We start from the raw sequence: 13774 nt of genomic DNA, 5'->3' as shown, positions 1-13774 counted from the left end.
GATTGTACTGCAGGCGGGAGCCTGTGGGAGACTAGGACACCGCCGGACATTATAAACTCCCCTTTGAAGACTTCGGTCTTCAAAGGGGAGTTTTTTGTGCCCGAAATCTCTATCCAGGCTGAGCAGTTGTATCGCGGCCGCGCGTCGGAACCTTGGAGTGATCGTCGAGAGTGAGGGGCATCCGCGGCGAGTCTGCCGATCGTCCACAAAGTGAGGTGACATGTCGACTAATCTTGGCTTGTTGCCAGTCTTTAAGGAGCACCTGCATGAGTGATCGATCAACGCGGGCGGACGAGGGCCTGTTCGAGGTCGAGCGTCCCGACGATGCCGGACCGGATGACACCGAAGCGGGTGAGCAGGAGTCTGAACTCGGACCTACCGGTCGTCCGCTACCTGATCTGCCTGAACCACTGCCCCCCGCACCAGGGCCCAAGCATGCCATCGTCATTTCGATGACGAATCAAAAGGGCGGGGTCGGCAAGACAACGAGCACCATCAATCTGGGTGCCGCATTGGCCGAGACAGGACGGCAGGTTCTGCTCGTGGACTTCGATCCGCAGGGATCGCTTTCTGTCGGGCTAGGTGTCAATCCGCACAATCTTGACCAATCGATCTACAACCTGCTGCTCAGCCGTGAGTATTCCTTCGACGAGATCGTGTTGTCGACGGAGACCGAGGGCATGGACCTCTTGCCAGCCAATATCGACCTGTCCGCCGCCGAAGTGCAACTCGTCAGTGAGGTGGCCCGTGAGCAGAGTTTGAAGCGCGTGCTGGATCGGGTACGAGACCGTTATGACTTCATCCTCATCGATTGTGCGCCATCGCTGGGCCTACTGACCGTCAATGCATTGACGGCTTCGGACAAGGTCATCATCCCGCTGGAATGCGAATTCTTTGCGCTGCGCGGTGTCGCGCTGCTCACGGACACGATCTCGAAAGTCATCGACAGACTCAACCCCGATCTCGAAATCATTGGGATCCTCGCGACCATGTTCGACTCGCGCACCCTGCACAGTCGCGAGGTTTTGCAGCGTGTTGTGGAGGCGTTCGGCGATACGGTCTTTCACACAGTGATTCGGCGGGCCGTGAAGTTTCCGGAGACGACCGTGGCAGGCGAGCCGATCACCAGCTATGCGCCGAACTCTCCCGGTGCTGATGCGTATCGCATGCTGGCGAGGGAGGTGCTGGTTAGATGCCACGTCGGGTGAAACTGCCGGGGGCTGACGAACTCTTCCGAGGCCAGCAGGAGACCGCGACGGCAGACTCGCTGCCGTCGGATGCACGGCCGAAGAAGGAGGCTACCGGACCCACCGGGCGCGTGCGCCACGACGAGAAGATCACTGTCTACGTCAGCACCGACGAACTGCTCAACTTGGAGCAGATTCGGCTGCGGTTGCGTGCCGATCACGGCGTCAACGTCGATCGCGGACGCTTGGTGCGCGTGGCGATTGGGATGCTCGCCGATGAACTTCAATCGGGCGGTGATGATTCGGACGTCTTGCGGCGGCTGACGCAATGAGCCGTAGCGAGCCGTTCGCCGATACCGAAGGATCGTTCCTGATCCGTCTGAGTAATTTCGAGGGGCCCTTTGACCTGCTTCTTCAGCTGATCGGACGACGGCAACTGGACATTACGGAAATCGCTCTCAGCCAGGTGACCGACGAGTTCATCGCATATGTGAAGGTGGGCGGCGAGGTCTGGGACCTGGAGCAGACCTCGTCATTCCTTGTAGTCGCCGCGACATTGCTGGATTTGAAGGCTGCACGGCTGCTGCCCACCGGCGAGGTCGATGATCCGGACGATCTGGCCGTCCTCGAGGCCCGTGATCTGCTCTTCGCGCGGCTTCTGCAATATCGGGCCTATAAGCAGGTCTCGTCCTGGTTCGCGGATCGGATGGCTGCAGAGCAGATGCTCAGAGTACGTCCCGGTGGCCTGGAGGAGCAGTTCAGTTCTTTGCTGCCGGAGGTCACGATTCAGGGCGGCGCTGCGCGGCTAGCGAAACTGGCAGAGCGGGCGTTCACTCGAGAGGCGGAACGCACGATACCGCTGATGCAACTGCACCTGCCGCAGATCAGCGTGGCGGCACAGGCCGGCATCGTCGGCTCCCGGTTGCGTGCGGCGCGGACGCTGACATTCCGGACGCTGGTGGCAGATGCCACCAGGCTGGAATGCGTGGCGAGGTTCCTGGCCCTGCTCGAACTCTTTCGCCGCGCTCAGGTCAGTTTCGAACAGCTGACGCCGCTGGGCGAGTTGACGATCCGTTGGACCGGCGGCGAGACGGGGGAGATCAAGATATCCGATGAGTTCGACGAGCCCGTCCCAGCCGACGACGACCACGAGAGCCGAGCGGAGTCCAGATGAGCGAGATCACTGATGCTGCAGCCGGGATCCAGGCGGATCTCGAGGCGTTGCTGCTGATGGCCAGCGAGCCATTGCCCGTCGTCCTACTGGCCGAGACCCTTGGCCGGCCGGCCAAGGTCGTGACCGAGGCGCTCGGCGAGCTCAAGCGCTTCTATGATCGCACCGCCCGTGGCTTCCAACTGCGGGAGGTAGCGGGCGGCTGGCAGTACGCGACTCGTACGGCACAGGCCGATTTGATCGCACGGTGGGTCATCGAAGGTCAGCAGAATAGGCTCAGCCAGGCCTCCTTGGAAACACTCGCCGTCATCGCCTACTCCCAGCCGGTCGCTCGATCCAGGGTCTCGGCCGTGCGTGGGGTGAACGTCGATGGGGTCGTCCGCACACTGATGGCGCGCGGCCTGATCGCCGAGCAGGAGCGCGATGAAATCACTGGCGCGGGCTTGCTGCGCACGACGGATTATTTCCTTGAGCGGCTCGGGCTGGCTAGTCTGGATGATCTGCCACCGATTGCCCCGCATCTGCCCGAGGCCGCCGACCTGGCTGCTGAATTGTCTGCCCTGGCAATCATTCCTGACGACGTGGAGAAAACTGATGACCGACCAGCCAACTGACGGCATCCGCCTGCAGAAGGCGCTCGCGCAAGCGGGCGTAGCCAGCCGACGGGCAAGCGAGGAGTTGATCGCTGACGGACGAGTCGAAGTCAACGGCGCCGTCGTCACCGAGCAGGGAACACGCGTCAACCCGGATAACGATGTCATCAGGGTCGATGGCTCGCGCATCCCGCCGCCACGCCGCCACCTCTACCTGGCGTTGAACAAACCGAGGGGCGTGATCTCCACGATGGACGATCCGCAGGGGCGTCCCAGCCTGCAGCAGTACGTGCCCAGGCATCAGCGGCTCTTTCACGTCGGTCGACTCGATACCGACACCGATGGTCTGTTGATCTTGACCAACGACGGCGAGTTCGCCAATCAGCTGACCCATCCCAGCCATGAGGTTCCAAAAACCTATGTTGTCGAGGTCGAAGGCCTGCTCGACAACAAGACGCTGCGCCGCCTGGAGAAGGGCGTCACTTTGGAAGACGGCCCGATCAAGGCTGACAAGCTGAAGCTGGTACAGCGTGCGGCTGCGCGGAGCATGGTGCAGATCACCTTGCATTCCGGGCGCAATCGTATCGTCCGGCGGATGATGGACGCTGTCGGGCATCCGGTCCGCCAGCTTTCGCGTATCTCGATCGGTCCCGTGAAGCTCGGACAACTGCAGTCGGGCCAGACCCGCGAACTCACGCAGGCCGAACTTGGTGCACTGCTTGACATCATCGAACGATAGCGGCGTTCCTTCTCAGCCACGTCGGGTAATCTGCATTGGTGCGTGACCACCGATTCCAGTCTTCCAAACGTCATACTGTGCGCCTGGGCGCCGTCGCCGGAGCTGTGGCTCTCGCGTTGACCCTCGCCGCTTGCGGCGGAGGCAATGCTGACCAGAGCCCGAGCCCGACCCCCTCTGATACCCCCGCCAGTGCGACGCCGAGCGCAACACCGACCGTCGAGCCCGCGGTGCTCGCCGATCTCGGCGGCATTGATGTCAGCGCGGACTGGGGTACCGAGCCGACAGTGAATGCTCCCTACCCGTTCAAGGTGAACGAGACGATGACGAAGGTGATCATCGAGGGAACCGGACCCGTCGTCCCGAGCGCGACCGCCACGGTGAAGGTTCAATATGAGGCCCTCAACGCGCGGAGCGGTTCGCTTTTCGACTCGTCGTGGACGAGCGGCACCGCCGCGACTTTCCAGCTCTCGCAACTCATCCCCGGATTCGCGAAGGGCGTCGTCGGCCAGCACGTCGGAAGCCGTCTCGCGATCGCGATCACCAGTTCTGAGGCCTACGACCCCAACGGGCAGGCTGAGGCCGGCATCGACCCCGGAGATACGCTGCTGTTCATCGTCGACATCCTCGACGCCGAACTGGCAGGTCCGGTTGGCGATGCAGTGACGCCTCCCGATGGACTGCCACAGGTGACCGAGGTCGACGGCGTTCCGAAGATCAGCATTCCCGCAGGGCTGGCCGAACCCACCACGGTAGGGGTCCAGCCGCTCATCAAGGGTAGTGGTGCGGCTTTGCAGGCCACTGACGCGCTCACATCCCATGCGGTCTGCGTGGCCTGGGACGGCACGGAGTACTACAACGACTACGCCGGCGCGGCGGTGACTGATGCACCCAGCGCAGCAGTGCATCAGGCGCTGTTCAATGCGTTGGTCGGGCAACAGGTCGGCAGCCGCGTGCTGGTGACGATGCCAGGCTCGGTCGCCTATCCAAACGGCAATCGGACGCCGTCGATGGCACCCAACACCTCGGTCGCCTGTGTGGTGGATCTGCTCTTCGCTCAGCAGTACGGCTAAGGCTCAAGCCCGATGAGGCGCGGTCCGCGTGTTCACGACCCATGGCCGCCAGATGGCTTCAGTCGTCCACCAATCGTGGCCCCGGATCGCATTGAGCAGTTCGGGGGCCGAGTCGGCCTCTGGCAGGGCGGCCGAAGCGCAGATCGCGTGGAAGGCCTGCTGCCTGGTCACGCCCGCTGAGGTGAGGGCTCTCAAGGTGACCGCGCCGTCGCGTTTGGCAAGCCGTGCGCCGGTTCGATTCACTGCCAACCCGACATGGGCGTAGCTCGGCGGCGCGAAACCGAGTTCGTCCGCAAGCCAGGCCTGGCGGGGAGCCGATTCGAGCAAATCGTCGCCACGGCAGACCTGCGTGATGCCTTGCACGCCGTCATCGACCACGGTGGCCAGGTTGTAGGCAGGCGTGCCATCGGCGCGGAAGAGCACGAAATCGTCGACCTCGCCACGCACTGGGCCCGCATGCAGATCATGCACCGTCATGATCGCCCCGTGAGCCCGAACCCTGATCGCCGCACGACGTTGCCTGCGTCGTGCGGCGCGCTCCGTCTCACTCAGCCGAGCGCAGGTTCCGGGGTATGGACGATATGAGCCATGGGGTGCCTGGGATGCCTCCGCGATCTCTCGGCGCGTGCAGAAGCATTCGTAGGTCTCCAGGCCTGCGGCCGCCTCCCGGTAGAGGTCAAGACGCTGTGATTGGCGGACGACAGTGCCGTCCCAATCGATTCCGAGTGAGGCCAGATCCGCCAGTTGGTGTTCCGCGACCTGCGGAGCGGCGGTGACACGCTGCTGATCGAGGTCTTCGATGCGCAACACGAAGGTGCCCGTGTCGTGGCGGGCCAGCAGCCAGGCGAGCAGCGCTGTGCGCAGATTTCCCAGATGCAGATCGGACGTGGGGCTGGGTGCGAATCGTCCGACGACCATGGACCGAGCTTAGGGCCTGATTCATCGGAGGGTCCTTAGCTCCGGCCGACCATCGCGGCCCGGCACAGTCCAGCTGCCACACCACGCGCCACGCTCAGGTCGCGAAAGACCGCCTGCTAGCGTAGCTGCGTGGCTGCGCGTAAGACCGAGAGACTCGTCAATCTGACGATTCTGCTGCTCAGTTCACGGCGGTTCGTGCCTCGCGCGAAGATCCGTGAGACCGTCGAAGGCTACCGGGATCTCAGTGACGAGAACTTTGACCGTACCTTCGAACGGGACAAGGATGCGCTGCGGGTGATGGGCATTCCCGTGGAGACAGGCAGCGACGAGCGCTTCTTCGATGACGAAACGGGCTATCGGATCGTGCGTACCGACTTCGAGTTGTCTCCGATCGAGTTCACGGGCGAGGAGGCGATGGTCTTGGGGCTTGCTGCCACCGTCTGGCAGCAAGCCAGCGTGGCCGATCAGACCAGCCATGCACTGACGAAACTGCGAGCGGCCGGAGTTGATCCCGATCCCAGCCGGCTGCGATCGCTGGCACCCAGGCTGACTGTGCGCGAGGCAGCCTTCGACCCGCTGTGGGAAGCAATGATCGAACGTCAGGTTGTGCGATTCATGTACAGGTCGGGGCCGCAGCGCACGGTGCAACCGTGGCGGTTGGTGCTTCGAAACAACAACAGCTATCTCTTGGCCTTCGACTGCGACAAACAGGCCCCGCGCATCTTCAAGCTCTCCCGCATCACCAGCGCGGTGGCCACCGTGGGGCGTCCGGACGCGTTCGTGCCGCCCAGCAATGATTCGCTGGGCGACGTTACCCAGCATCTGATCCCGAAATCGGATTTCGAGGTGGTCCTGGCAATCCGGTCCGAGCGAGCGCCGGCGCTGCGCCGCCGAGGTGAGCGCACGGAATCGCCGGTCGAACTGCCTGTCGGGTTCGAGGCATTCCGGGTGCCACTGAACCAGGACAACGCGGTCGCCGAGATCGCCGGTTTCGGCGCCGATGTCATCGTCCTGGAACCCGCTGCACTGAGGGCATCGGTACTTGCCCATTTGCGCGGAGTGCTCGCCGCGCACGACGCGGCGGCAGACAGATCCGAAGCGGGGGAGCGGGCATGACATCCCAGGATCAGGTTGCCAGATTACTGGCCATGGTGCCCTACCTGCGGGCCCATCCAGGTATCGGCGTTGCGCAGGCCGCTGCGGCCTTCGACATCACCAAGAGACAGTTGCTCGCCGATCTGAATGTGCTGTGGATGTGCGGGCTGCCTGGTGGCTTGCCGGACGATCTCATCGAGATCGACATGGACGCTGCGACCAGCGAAGGAGTCATCCACCTCAGCAACGCCGACTACCTGTCGCGTCCCATGCGGTTCACCCCCGACGAAGCGGTCTCTCTGTTGGTGGCATTGCGTGCCGTCGCCGAGATGACGACCGGCCCGAGCCGGGCCGCTGCGCGCAGCGCGGCCGAGAAGCTCTCCGATGCCACCGGTCAGCAGGATCTGGTGTGGCTGTCGGTCAGCACCGGGGATGACCGCATCCGCGAGTTGCTGACCGCCGCCATCGAGCGCCGCCAGCGGGTGCATCTGACCTATGACGGCGCGGCCCGCGGGACCACCAGCTATCCCGATGTCGACCCGGCGGGGATCCAGATGCGCGACTCGATCGCCTATCTGCAAGCCTGGAGCCTGGAGCGTGGGGATTGGCGCACCTACCGGATCGACCGCATCGTCGAGGTGGTCACGACCGGGCAGCCGGTCGATGACCACGGCCCGATACCGGAATTACCCGATGGCTGGTTCGATCAATCCGATGGGGAAGTGACATTGGAGCTGACCGCAGGCGCCACCTGGGTGATCGACTATTACCCCGCGCGTGGTGTTGCCGCCGGTCCAGATGGCGGCGCGAGCGTCCGATTCGCGGTCGCCGATCCGGCCTGGCTCGATTCCCTGCTGCTGCGGCTCGGCGACCAGGTTCGGTCCGTTTCTCCCGAGAGTGCCTCACGAGCAGCGACCGCAGCCGCACGTGAGGCGATCGAGCGCACCGAGCTGCTTTTCGGCGGTCAGGCGAGTTCTGTCTAGGGGCCTGAGTAGTCTCTGGGGAGCATGGCCGGTTGGAGCTCGTCTCGTCCCAGCGCATACCATGGGAGCCACGCATGTCGTCAAGGCTGGAGGAAGTCATGGGCTCTATCGGTTGGCCAGAGTTGTTGGTCGTCCTGATCATCGCGTTGCTGCTTTTCGGTGGCACCCGGCTCGCGGGCCTCGGCAAGGCTTCTGGTAAGGCCATTCGGGAGTTCAAGGAAGAGACGAAAGAGCTGAAGAAGGACGACCCTGCCCAGGGCCAGCAGCCGCAGATTGCCGCCCAGCCTCAGGCCCAGAACTACGTGCAGCCGATTCCGCAGCCGCAGCAGGCTCAGCCGTACACCGGTCAGCCGATTCCGCCGGTGCAGCCAGCACAGCCGGTCTACGATGCCCAGCAGCCGCAGCCGAGCTACGACCCGCAGGCCCAGCCGCAGAACCAGCAGCCGCCCTCCCAACAGCAGTAGGCGGGGCCGATGTCGGCTGACGCCCCTACGAGCAGCAAACCAAAGACGAGGTTTGCGTGGCTCAGACCACCCCAGTTCGACGAGAACGGGGCGATGGATATCTGGGATCACGTTCGGGAGGTCCGCTACCGGCTGATCGTCTCAGCGGTAGCCGTCCTGGTCTTGTTCGTCGTTGCCTTCATCTTCTATATCCCCATCGTCGAGCTGATCCTGCGTCCTTATCAGATCGCTGCCGACAGAGTCAGCGCGGCGAACCCGGACGCGCAGATTCAGGTCGTCAATTCGGGCGTTGCGTCCCCGATGCTGCTGGCGCTGAAATCCGCGGGCCTGGCTGCGCTCATCGCAGCCTGCCCGGTCTGGTTGTACCAGCTATGGGCGTTCATCGTCCCGGGCCTGCTGACCAAGGAGAAGCGGGTCGCGCAGCTCTTCCTGCTATCGGCGATCCCGCTTTTCCTCTCCGGTGTGGTCGTCGGCTACCTGATCTTGCCGAGGGCATTCGAGTTCATGCTGGGTTTCACGGTTGCCCAGGCCGGCGTGGCCAACTTGCAGGACCTCAACGACTTCCTCTCCCTCGAAATGCGCATGCTCCTGGTCTTCGGCCTCAGCTTCTTGCTGCCGGTGGTGCTGGTGATGCTCAACATGCTCGGCCTGTTGAAGAGTTGGCAGCTGAAGAAGGCCCGCACCATCTCTGTCTTCTTGTGCTTCGTCTTCGGCGCGGTGGCAACGCCATCGGGCGATCCGTTCTCGATGCTCGCGCTCTCCTTGCCGATGGTGATCATGTACTTGGCCAGCGAGCTGATCTGCTCCCGCCGGGACAAGGCTCGGCTGAAGGAACGGATCCGAAAAGGGGAGCTCACTCCCGACGAGGCCGAAATCGAATATCGGGGAAAGACACTTCAGACTGATGACCAGTGAACCGCCAAGCCCGGAAGACTTCGGTTTCCGGGTGGACGCCAGACTGCCCGATGGGCTGGGACGAGCCGGAGTCATCCGCACGCCGCACGGTGAGATTGCCACGCCGGCGTTCATCGTCGTCGGCACCAAGGCCAATGTGAAGGCGGTGCTTCCCGAACAGATCATTCAGTTGGGTGGCCAGGCTGTGCTCGCGAACGCTTTCCACCTCTACCTTCAGCCCGGCAGTGAGATCGTCGATGAGGCCGGCGGTGTGGGCGCATTCATGAATTGGCCGGGACCCACGTTCACCGACTCCGGTGGTTTTCAGGTCATGAGTTTGGGTGCTGGCTTCAAGAAGGTGCTCGCGATGGACGTCACCGGGCTACAGAACGACGACGTGATCGCCGAGGGAAAGCAGCGTCAGGCCCACGTGGACGACGACGGGGTCTGGTTCAATTCGCCCATCAACGGTGACCGGCATCGTTTCACTCCCGAGATCAGTATGCGCGTGCAACACGAGCTGGGCGCCGACATCATCTTCGCGTTCGACGAACTGACCACCTTGCTGAACACTCGCGGGTACCAGGAGTCGTCCGTGCAACGAACCCAGGCTTGGGCGCAGCGTTGCCTGGCGGCTCATCGCGAGTTGACCGCGGAGCGATCGCATCGTCCCTACCAGGCGCTTTTCGGTGTGGTGCAGGGTGCCCAGTACGAAGACCTCCGCAGACAGGCCTGTCGCGGGCTGATGACGACCGAGGTCGAGGGACAGTACTTCGACGGTTACGGCATCGGCGGAGCGCTGGAGAAGCAACGGCTGGGCGAAATCGTCTCCTGGTGTACCTCCGAGCTGCCGGATGACAAACCCAGGCATCTGCTGGGCATCAGCGAGCCCGATGACTTCTTCGCAGCGATCGAGGCCGGTGTTGATACCTTCGATTGCGTCAATCCGAGCCGAGTGGCGCGGAACGCGGCGATCTACACTGCGGACGGACGGTACAACGTGACCACCGCGGCGAACAGGCGAGCGTTCGTCCCGCTCGAGGACGGCTGCGACTGCTACACCTGCACGCATTTTACGCGCGCCTATCTGCACCACCTGTTCAAGGCGAAGGAAATGCTGGCTGCGACACTCGCAACCATTCACAACGAACGATTCACGGTACGGCTGGTCGATTCCATTCGGGCAGCCATGATCGCCGGAGACTTCGAGGCCTGCCGGACCGAGGTGCTCGGTCGTTTCTATGCCGCAGCGCCTCGGTCGAACGCAGGGCGCATACCACAATATGAGGAGGCCAAACGTGCCAGGCACTAGAACGCTGCTCGTCAACACGGGTACCCCCGACAGCCCCGACAAGGCTGCCGTGACGGAGTACCTCTCCGAGTTTCTGAACGATCCGTACATGATGGGGATGCCCGACGCGGTACGCCGAGTACTCGTCGACAAGATCATCGTTCCGGGACGCGTGGGTGGCTCATCGGCACGTTACCGGGATCTCTTCGCCGAGTCGGGCGGGCGTTCCCCGCTGGCCGTGCACAGCGACGCGCTGGCCGCCAAATTGAGCGCTGAACTCGGGCATTCGGTGCTGCCTTTCATGCGGTACGGGCATCCGGGCATCGATGACATCGCCGATCAACTGGCCGATGCCGACGAGATCGTCATCGCACCGATGTTCCCCCAGGAGACCTACTCCAGCTACGTCAGTGCCGCCGAGTACGCGATCGAGCAGGTCGGTACCCGGTTCCCTGGGGCACGGCTGAGCGTCTTGCGTCCTTACTATGATCATCCCGGGTTCATCGATTCACTGGCCACCAGCGTGCGTCCGTATTTCACCGACGAGTACGACCTGATGGTCATCTCCTTCCATTCCATTCCGGTGAGTCATCAGGTTCGCGGTGCCCGCGTCGGCATGGACTACCAGCAGCAGTGCCGCGTGACGGCCCATCTACTGGCTGAGGCCGTGGGCGTGCCCGATGAGAAACTGCGCGTCACCTTCCAGTCGGCGATCAAGCCGATGAAATGGCTGGAGCCCGCACTGGAGACCGAGTGCGTGGCGTGGGCCCATGCCGGTACCGAGCGCGTGCTGGTGGTCTGTCCCGGCTTCGCGGTCGATTGCCTGGAGACCGTCTACGACATCGGTTCGAAGCTGGCCAAGAGTTTCACGGCGGCCGGCGGCACCGAGTTCACCCTGGTTCCGGCATTGAACGCGCAAGATCATTGGGCCCGGGCGTTGGCAGAGATCCTGCGTTCCGACCATGTGCAGCCCGTCGCGGAAACCCTGCGTAGCCCCGCCGGCGTCTGACCTCGAACGGGCCGGGCTCAGGGCCGCCGAGTTGGCGCGTCCGGGCCCACCGTGGGCTCAGTAATGGCAGTATCGATACATGACAGAGAACACGGCGAACAGCGAAGACATCCCCGATCCGTCGGTCCAGATGGAGCAGCTCAGCGAGTCCGATTCGCTGATCAATCGCGGCGTGGACGATGTTCTCGACGAGGGTTAGACAGCGCCCGACAACTGGTCTCCCGCGCAGGGGTTCGGCAATACAGGGGCCGAGATGAAGCAGGGGGAGACCCTCGAGCAGCGCATTGCTCAGGAGCAGCCGGAGACCGATCCGAAGAAGCTGCACGGGCCATGGAATCCCAATCGCGAGAACCGGCAGGTCGGCACCCAGCGTGCGGGACGCCTGGTGGCCGCCGGCGGTGGCCTCGACGGCACCGACACCATAGCTGAGTCGGTCGCCTCCGATGTGGGCATATCCGGGGGGGCGGCCAGCGCCGAAGAGGCCGCGATGCACATCGTCTCGGAAGAAGACCTGGAGAACCCCGGCGATGACGAGGACAACGACGACTGAGCGATCCGGGTCGCGGCCGATTGGTGGTGCGCGGCTAGAATTGGCGGGAACGCTACGGAAGGATCGTCCTGACTACCAGTCATCAACCCCTTGAAGAAGCTGCTGAGCCTCGATCGGCGGTCCGCACCGTCGATCACATGCCTGGCACCCGTAGATTTGAGGTGCCTGCTTCCATCGACATGGTCACCGTCCTCGGTCCTCGCGATGAATTCCTGCGCATCATGGAACGTGACCTGGCCGCCGATATCCATGTGCGCGGCAATCAGTTCACGCTGACCGGCACGACCGGCGATATCGCTGCTGCCAACGAGGCATTGACAGAGATCGTCGCCATCATCCGCACCGGTCAGGGCTTGACCGCCGAGACCGTCGAGCGGGTCCTCGCGATGGGCGCCGACGGTATGCGCCCGGCCGAGATCCTCACGCAAGACATCTTGTCGAGCCGAGGCCGCACCATTCGTCCCAAGACGCTCAACCAGAAGCGCTATGTGGACGCGATCGACAAGCACACCATCACCTTCGGCATCGGTCCTGCCGGTACCGGCAAGACCTACCTCGCGATGGCCAAGGCCGTGCAGGCGTTGCAGTCCAAACAGGTCAATCGCATCATCTTGACCCGCCCGGCTATCGAGGCTGGCGAGCGGCTCGGCTATCTGCCCGGCACCTTGAACGACAAGATCGATCCATACCTGCGTCCGCTCTACGACGCGCTGCACGACATGCTCGACCCGGATTCGATCCCGAAGCTGCTGACTGGCGGGGTGATCGAGGTGGCGCCGCTGGCCTATATGCGCGGGCGCACGCTCAACGACGCTTTCATCGTGCTGGACGAAGCCCAGAACACCTCAACAGAGCAGATGAAGATGTTCCTCACCAGGCTCGGATTTGGCGCGAAGATCGTCGTCACCGGCGATATCACCCAGATCGATCTGCCCGGCGGTGTGCGCAGCGGTTTGCGCGCCGTGCAGGGCATTCTCGACGGCGTGCGCGATATCGCGTTCTGTCAGCTCACCAAGCGCGATGTCGTACGGCACAGGCTCGTCGGAGACATCGTGGCCGCCTACGATCGGTACGACTCGACGCTGGCAGAGGCTTTCTCGCCGCGGGGACAGCGGGGCAACCGATGATCGAGATCAACAACGAGTCGGGTGAGCAGGTCGACGAGCTTGCGCTGGTCCAACTGGCGGAGTTTGCGCTTGGGCGCCTACGGATTCATCCGCAGGCGGAGCTATCGATTCTGCTGATCGACCCGGACGCCATGGCCGAACTGCATCAGCGGTTCATGGACCTGCCGGGGCCGACCGATGTGATGAGCTTCCCGATGGACGAGTTGCGGGCCCCCGAGCCGGGTCAGGCGCCCCCGCGCGGCATGCTCGGGGACATCGTGATCTGCCCACAGTTCACGTCGGCGCAGGCACCGGAAAACGGCCGTGAGCCCGCCGATGAGATCCGTTACCTGCTGATTCACGGGCTGCTGCACCTGCTCGGTCACGATCATGCCGAGCCGGCCGAGAAGGCCGTGATGTTCGGGTTGAACGACACCATCATCGCCGAGTGGCAGCGCTCAAGGGCGGCACAGTGACCAGCGTCGATTGGATCATGATCGGCTGCGCCGTGGTGGCTGCGGCGCTCGCGGGTATCGGGTCCGCGGTGGAAACCGCGTTGGTGAGCATTACCCCGACCCGGGCCGAGCAGATGGTTGCCGACGGTAAGCGGGGCGCACCGGCGGTCAAGCAGATCACCGACGATCCCGCGCCGGAGACGTCTACCGCGGCCTTCCTCCGGGTCGCCTGCGAAGTCATCTCGATCG

17 protein-coding genes are annotated in these 13774 nt (G+C 63.5%); 16 read left to right on the top strand and 1 reads right to left on the bottom strand.

Annotated elements, in window-relative coordinates:
• The first annotated feature begins 266 nt into the window (after positions 1-266).
• From AAFP05_RS02840 to AAFP05_RS02815, 6 genes are read left to right on the top strand one after another with little or no spacing between them, the layout of a single operon-like run.
• Complete coding sequence (locus tag AAFP05_RS02840; RefSeq protein ID WP_341728344.1) at positions 267-1208, top strand: ParA family protein; 942 nt, start codon at positions 267-269, stop codon at positions 1206-1208.
• Positions 1193-1519 (top strand): hypothetical protein, encoded by a 327-nt coding sequence (locus AAFP05_RS02835; RefSeq protein WP_341728343.1) that lies wholly within the window; start codon positions 1193-1195, stop codon positions 1517-1519. The genes AAFP05_RS02840 and AAFP05_RS02835 overlap by 16 nt, the downstream gene beginning before the upstream one ends.
• The gene (locus AAFP05_RS02830) at positions 1516-2361 is read left to right on the top strand and encodes a ScpA family protein (protein WP_341728342.1); all 846 of its coding nucleotides are present in this window, start codon (positions 1516-1518) and stop codon (positions 2359-2361) included. Before AAFP05_RS02835 ends, AAFP05_RS02830 begins: the two co-directional genes overlap by 4 nt.
• Positions 2358-2972, top strand: a complete 615-nt coding sequence (scpB, locus tag AAFP05_RS02825) for an SMC-Scp complex subunit ScpB (protein ID WP_341728341.1) — start codon at positions 2358-2360, stop codon at positions 2970-2972. The genes AAFP05_RS02830 and scpB overlap by 4 nt, the downstream gene beginning before the upstream one ends.
• Positions 2953-3690 carry a pseudouridine synthase gene (locus AAFP05_RS02820; protein WP_341728340.1) on the top strand — a complete coding sequence of 246 codons (738 nt, stop codon included), beginning with the start codon at positions 2953-2955 and terminating at the stop codon, positions 3688-3690. The genes scpB and AAFP05_RS02820 overlap by 20 nt, the downstream gene beginning before the upstream one ends.
• Positions 3691-3728: 38 nt before the next feature.
• A complete protein-coding gene (locus AAFP05_RS02815; RefSeq protein ID WP_341728339.1) occupies positions 3729-4760 on the top strand; it encodes an FKBP-type peptidyl-prolyl cis-trans isomerase in 1032 nt (343 codons plus the stop codon).
• A 3-nt stretch (positions 4761-4763) separates the two neighbouring features.
• Here the strand turns inward: AAFP05_RS02815 and gluQRS are convergent, their stop codons facing one another.
• Positions 4764-5678, bottom strand: coding sequence for a tRNA glutamyl-Q(34) synthetase GluQRS (gene gluQRS / locus AAFP05_RS02810; RefSeq protein WP_341728338.1), 915 nt, complete (start codon positions 5676-5678; stop codon positions 4764-4766).
• 129 nt (positions 5679-5807) lie between these two features.
• Here gluQRS and AAFP05_RS02805 point away from each other — a divergent pair, with 129 nt between their 5' ends.
• The 10 genes from AAFP05_RS02805 to AAFP05_RS02760 all read left to right on the top strand — a co-directional run.
• Positions 5808-6794, top strand: coding sequence for a WYL domain-containing protein (locus tag AAFP05_RS02805; protein WP_341728337.1), 987 nt, complete (start codon positions 5808-5810; stop codon positions 6792-6794).
• On the top strand, positions 6791-7756 hold the full coding sequence (locus tag AAFP05_RS02800) for a WYL domain-containing protein (RefSeq protein ID WP_341728336.1): 966 nt from the start codon (positions 6791-6793) through the stop codon (positions 7754-7756). The genes AAFP05_RS02805 and AAFP05_RS02800 overlap by 4 nt, the downstream gene beginning before the upstream one ends.
• Positions 7757-7854: 98 nt before the next feature.
• Complete coding sequence (gene tatA / locus AAFP05_RS02795; RefSeq protein ID WP_341728345.1) at positions 7855-8220, top strand: twin-arginine translocase TatA/TatE family subunit; 366 nt, start codon at positions 7855-7857, stop codon at positions 8218-8220.
• 93 nt (positions 8221-8313) lie between these two features.
• The gene (gene tatC, locus AAFP05_RS02790; protein ID WP_341728335.1) at positions 8314-9135 is read left to right on the top strand and encodes a twin-arginine translocase subunit TatC; all 822 of its coding nucleotides are present in this window, start codon (positions 8314-8316) and stop codon (positions 9133-9135) included.
• Positions 9125-10426: a tRNA guanosine(34) transglycosylase Tgt gene (tgt, locus tag AAFP05_RS02785; protein WP_341728334.1), complete on the top strand. Its 1302-nt coding sequence runs from the start codon at positions 9125-9127 to the stop codon at positions 10424-10426. The genes tatC and tgt overlap by 11 nt, the downstream gene beginning before the upstream one ends.
• Positions 10413-11414: a ferrochelatase gene (hemH, locus tag AAFP05_RS02780; RefSeq protein WP_341728333.1), complete on the top strand. Its 1002-nt coding sequence runs from the start codon at positions 10413-10415 to the stop codon at positions 11412-11414. The genes tgt and hemH overlap by 14 nt, the downstream gene beginning before the upstream one ends.
• A gap of 253 nt (positions 11415-11667) precedes the next feature.
• Positions 11668-11964 carry a DUF5709 domain-containing protein gene (locus AAFP05_RS02775; protein WP_341728332.1) on the top strand — a complete coding sequence of 99 codons (297 nt, stop codon included), beginning with the start codon at positions 11668-11670 and terminating at the stop codon, positions 11962-11964.
• Between the two features lie 137 nt (positions 11965-12101).
• Complete coding sequence (locus tag AAFP05_RS02770; RefSeq protein WP_341728331.1) at positions 12102-13091, top strand: PhoH family protein; 990 nt, start codon at positions 12102-12104, stop codon at positions 13089-13091.
• A complete protein-coding gene (gene ybeY / locus AAFP05_RS02765) occupies positions 13088-13546 on the top strand; it encodes an rRNA maturation RNase YbeY (RefSeq protein ID WP_341728330.1) in 459 nt (152 codons plus the stop codon). Before AAFP05_RS02770 ends, ybeY begins: the two co-directional genes overlap by 4 nt.
• The coding region (locus AAFP05_RS02760) for a CNNM domain-containing protein (RefSeq protein ID WP_341728329.1) at positions 13519-13774 on the top strand (256 nt) is incomplete at its 3' end. The genes ybeY and AAFP05_RS02760, both read left to right, overlap by 28 nt.

Source organism: Brooklawnia sp. (genome assembly GCF_032229645.1).
Lineage (GTDB): Bacteria > Actinomycetota > Actinomycetes > Propionibacteriales > Propionibacteriaceae > Brooklawnia.
This window is presented reverse-complemented; position numbering and strand designations above follow the sequence as displayed.

Bases quoted from the DNA above. Each gene is read 5' to 3' on its own strand.
- tatC (WP_341728335.1), top strand. From the start codon at position 8,314: ATGGATATCTGGGATCACGTTCGGGAGGTCCGCTACCGGCTGATCGTC.
- AAFP05_RS02840 (WP_341728344.1), top strand. From the start codon at position 267: ATGAGTGATCGATCAACGCGGGCGGACGAGGGCCTGTTCGAGGTCGAG.
- AAFP05_RS02800 (WP_341728336.1), top strand. From the start codon at position 6,791: ATGACATCCCAGGATCAGGTTGCCAGATTACTGGCCATGGTGCCCTAC.
- gluQRS (WP_341728338.1), bottom strand. From the start codon at position 5,678: ATGGTCGTCGGACGATTCGCACCCAGCCCCACGTCCGATCTGCATCTG.
- ybeY (WP_341728330.1), top strand. From the start codon at position 13,088: ATGATCGAGATCAACAACGAGTCGGGTGAGCAGGTCGACGAGCTTGCG.
- AAFP05_RS02830 (WP_341728342.1), top strand. From the start codon at position 1,516: ATGAGCCGTAGCGAGCCGTTCGCCGATACCGAAGGATCGTTCCTGATC.
- AAFP05_RS02770 (WP_341728331.1), top strand. From the start codon at position 12,102: ATGCCTGGCACCCGTAGATTTGAGGTGCCTGCTTCCATCGACATGGTC.
- AAFP05_RS02775 (WP_341728332.1), top strand. From the start codon at position 11,668: ATGAAGCAGGGGGAGACCCTCGAGCAGCGCATTGCTCAGGAGCAGCCG.
- AAFP05_RS02820 (WP_341728340.1), top strand. From the start codon at position 2,953: ATGACCGACCAGCCAACTGACGGCATCCGCCTGCAGAAGGCGCTCGCG.
- AAFP05_RS02835 (WP_341728343.1), top strand. From the start codon at position 1,193: ATGCCACGTCGGGTGAAACTGCCGGGGGCTGACGAACTCTTCCGAGGC.
- tgt (WP_341728334.1), top strand. From the start codon at position 9,125: ATGACCAGTGAACCGCCAAGCCCGGAAGACTTCGGTTTCCGGGTGGAC.
- scpB (WP_341728341.1), top strand. From the start codon at position 2,358: ATGAGCGAGATCACTGATGCTGCAGCCGGGATCCAGGCGGATCTCGAG.
- tatA (WP_341728345.1), top strand. From the start codon at position 7,855: ATGGGCTCTATCGGTTGGCCAGAGTTGTTGGTCGTCCTGATCATCGCG.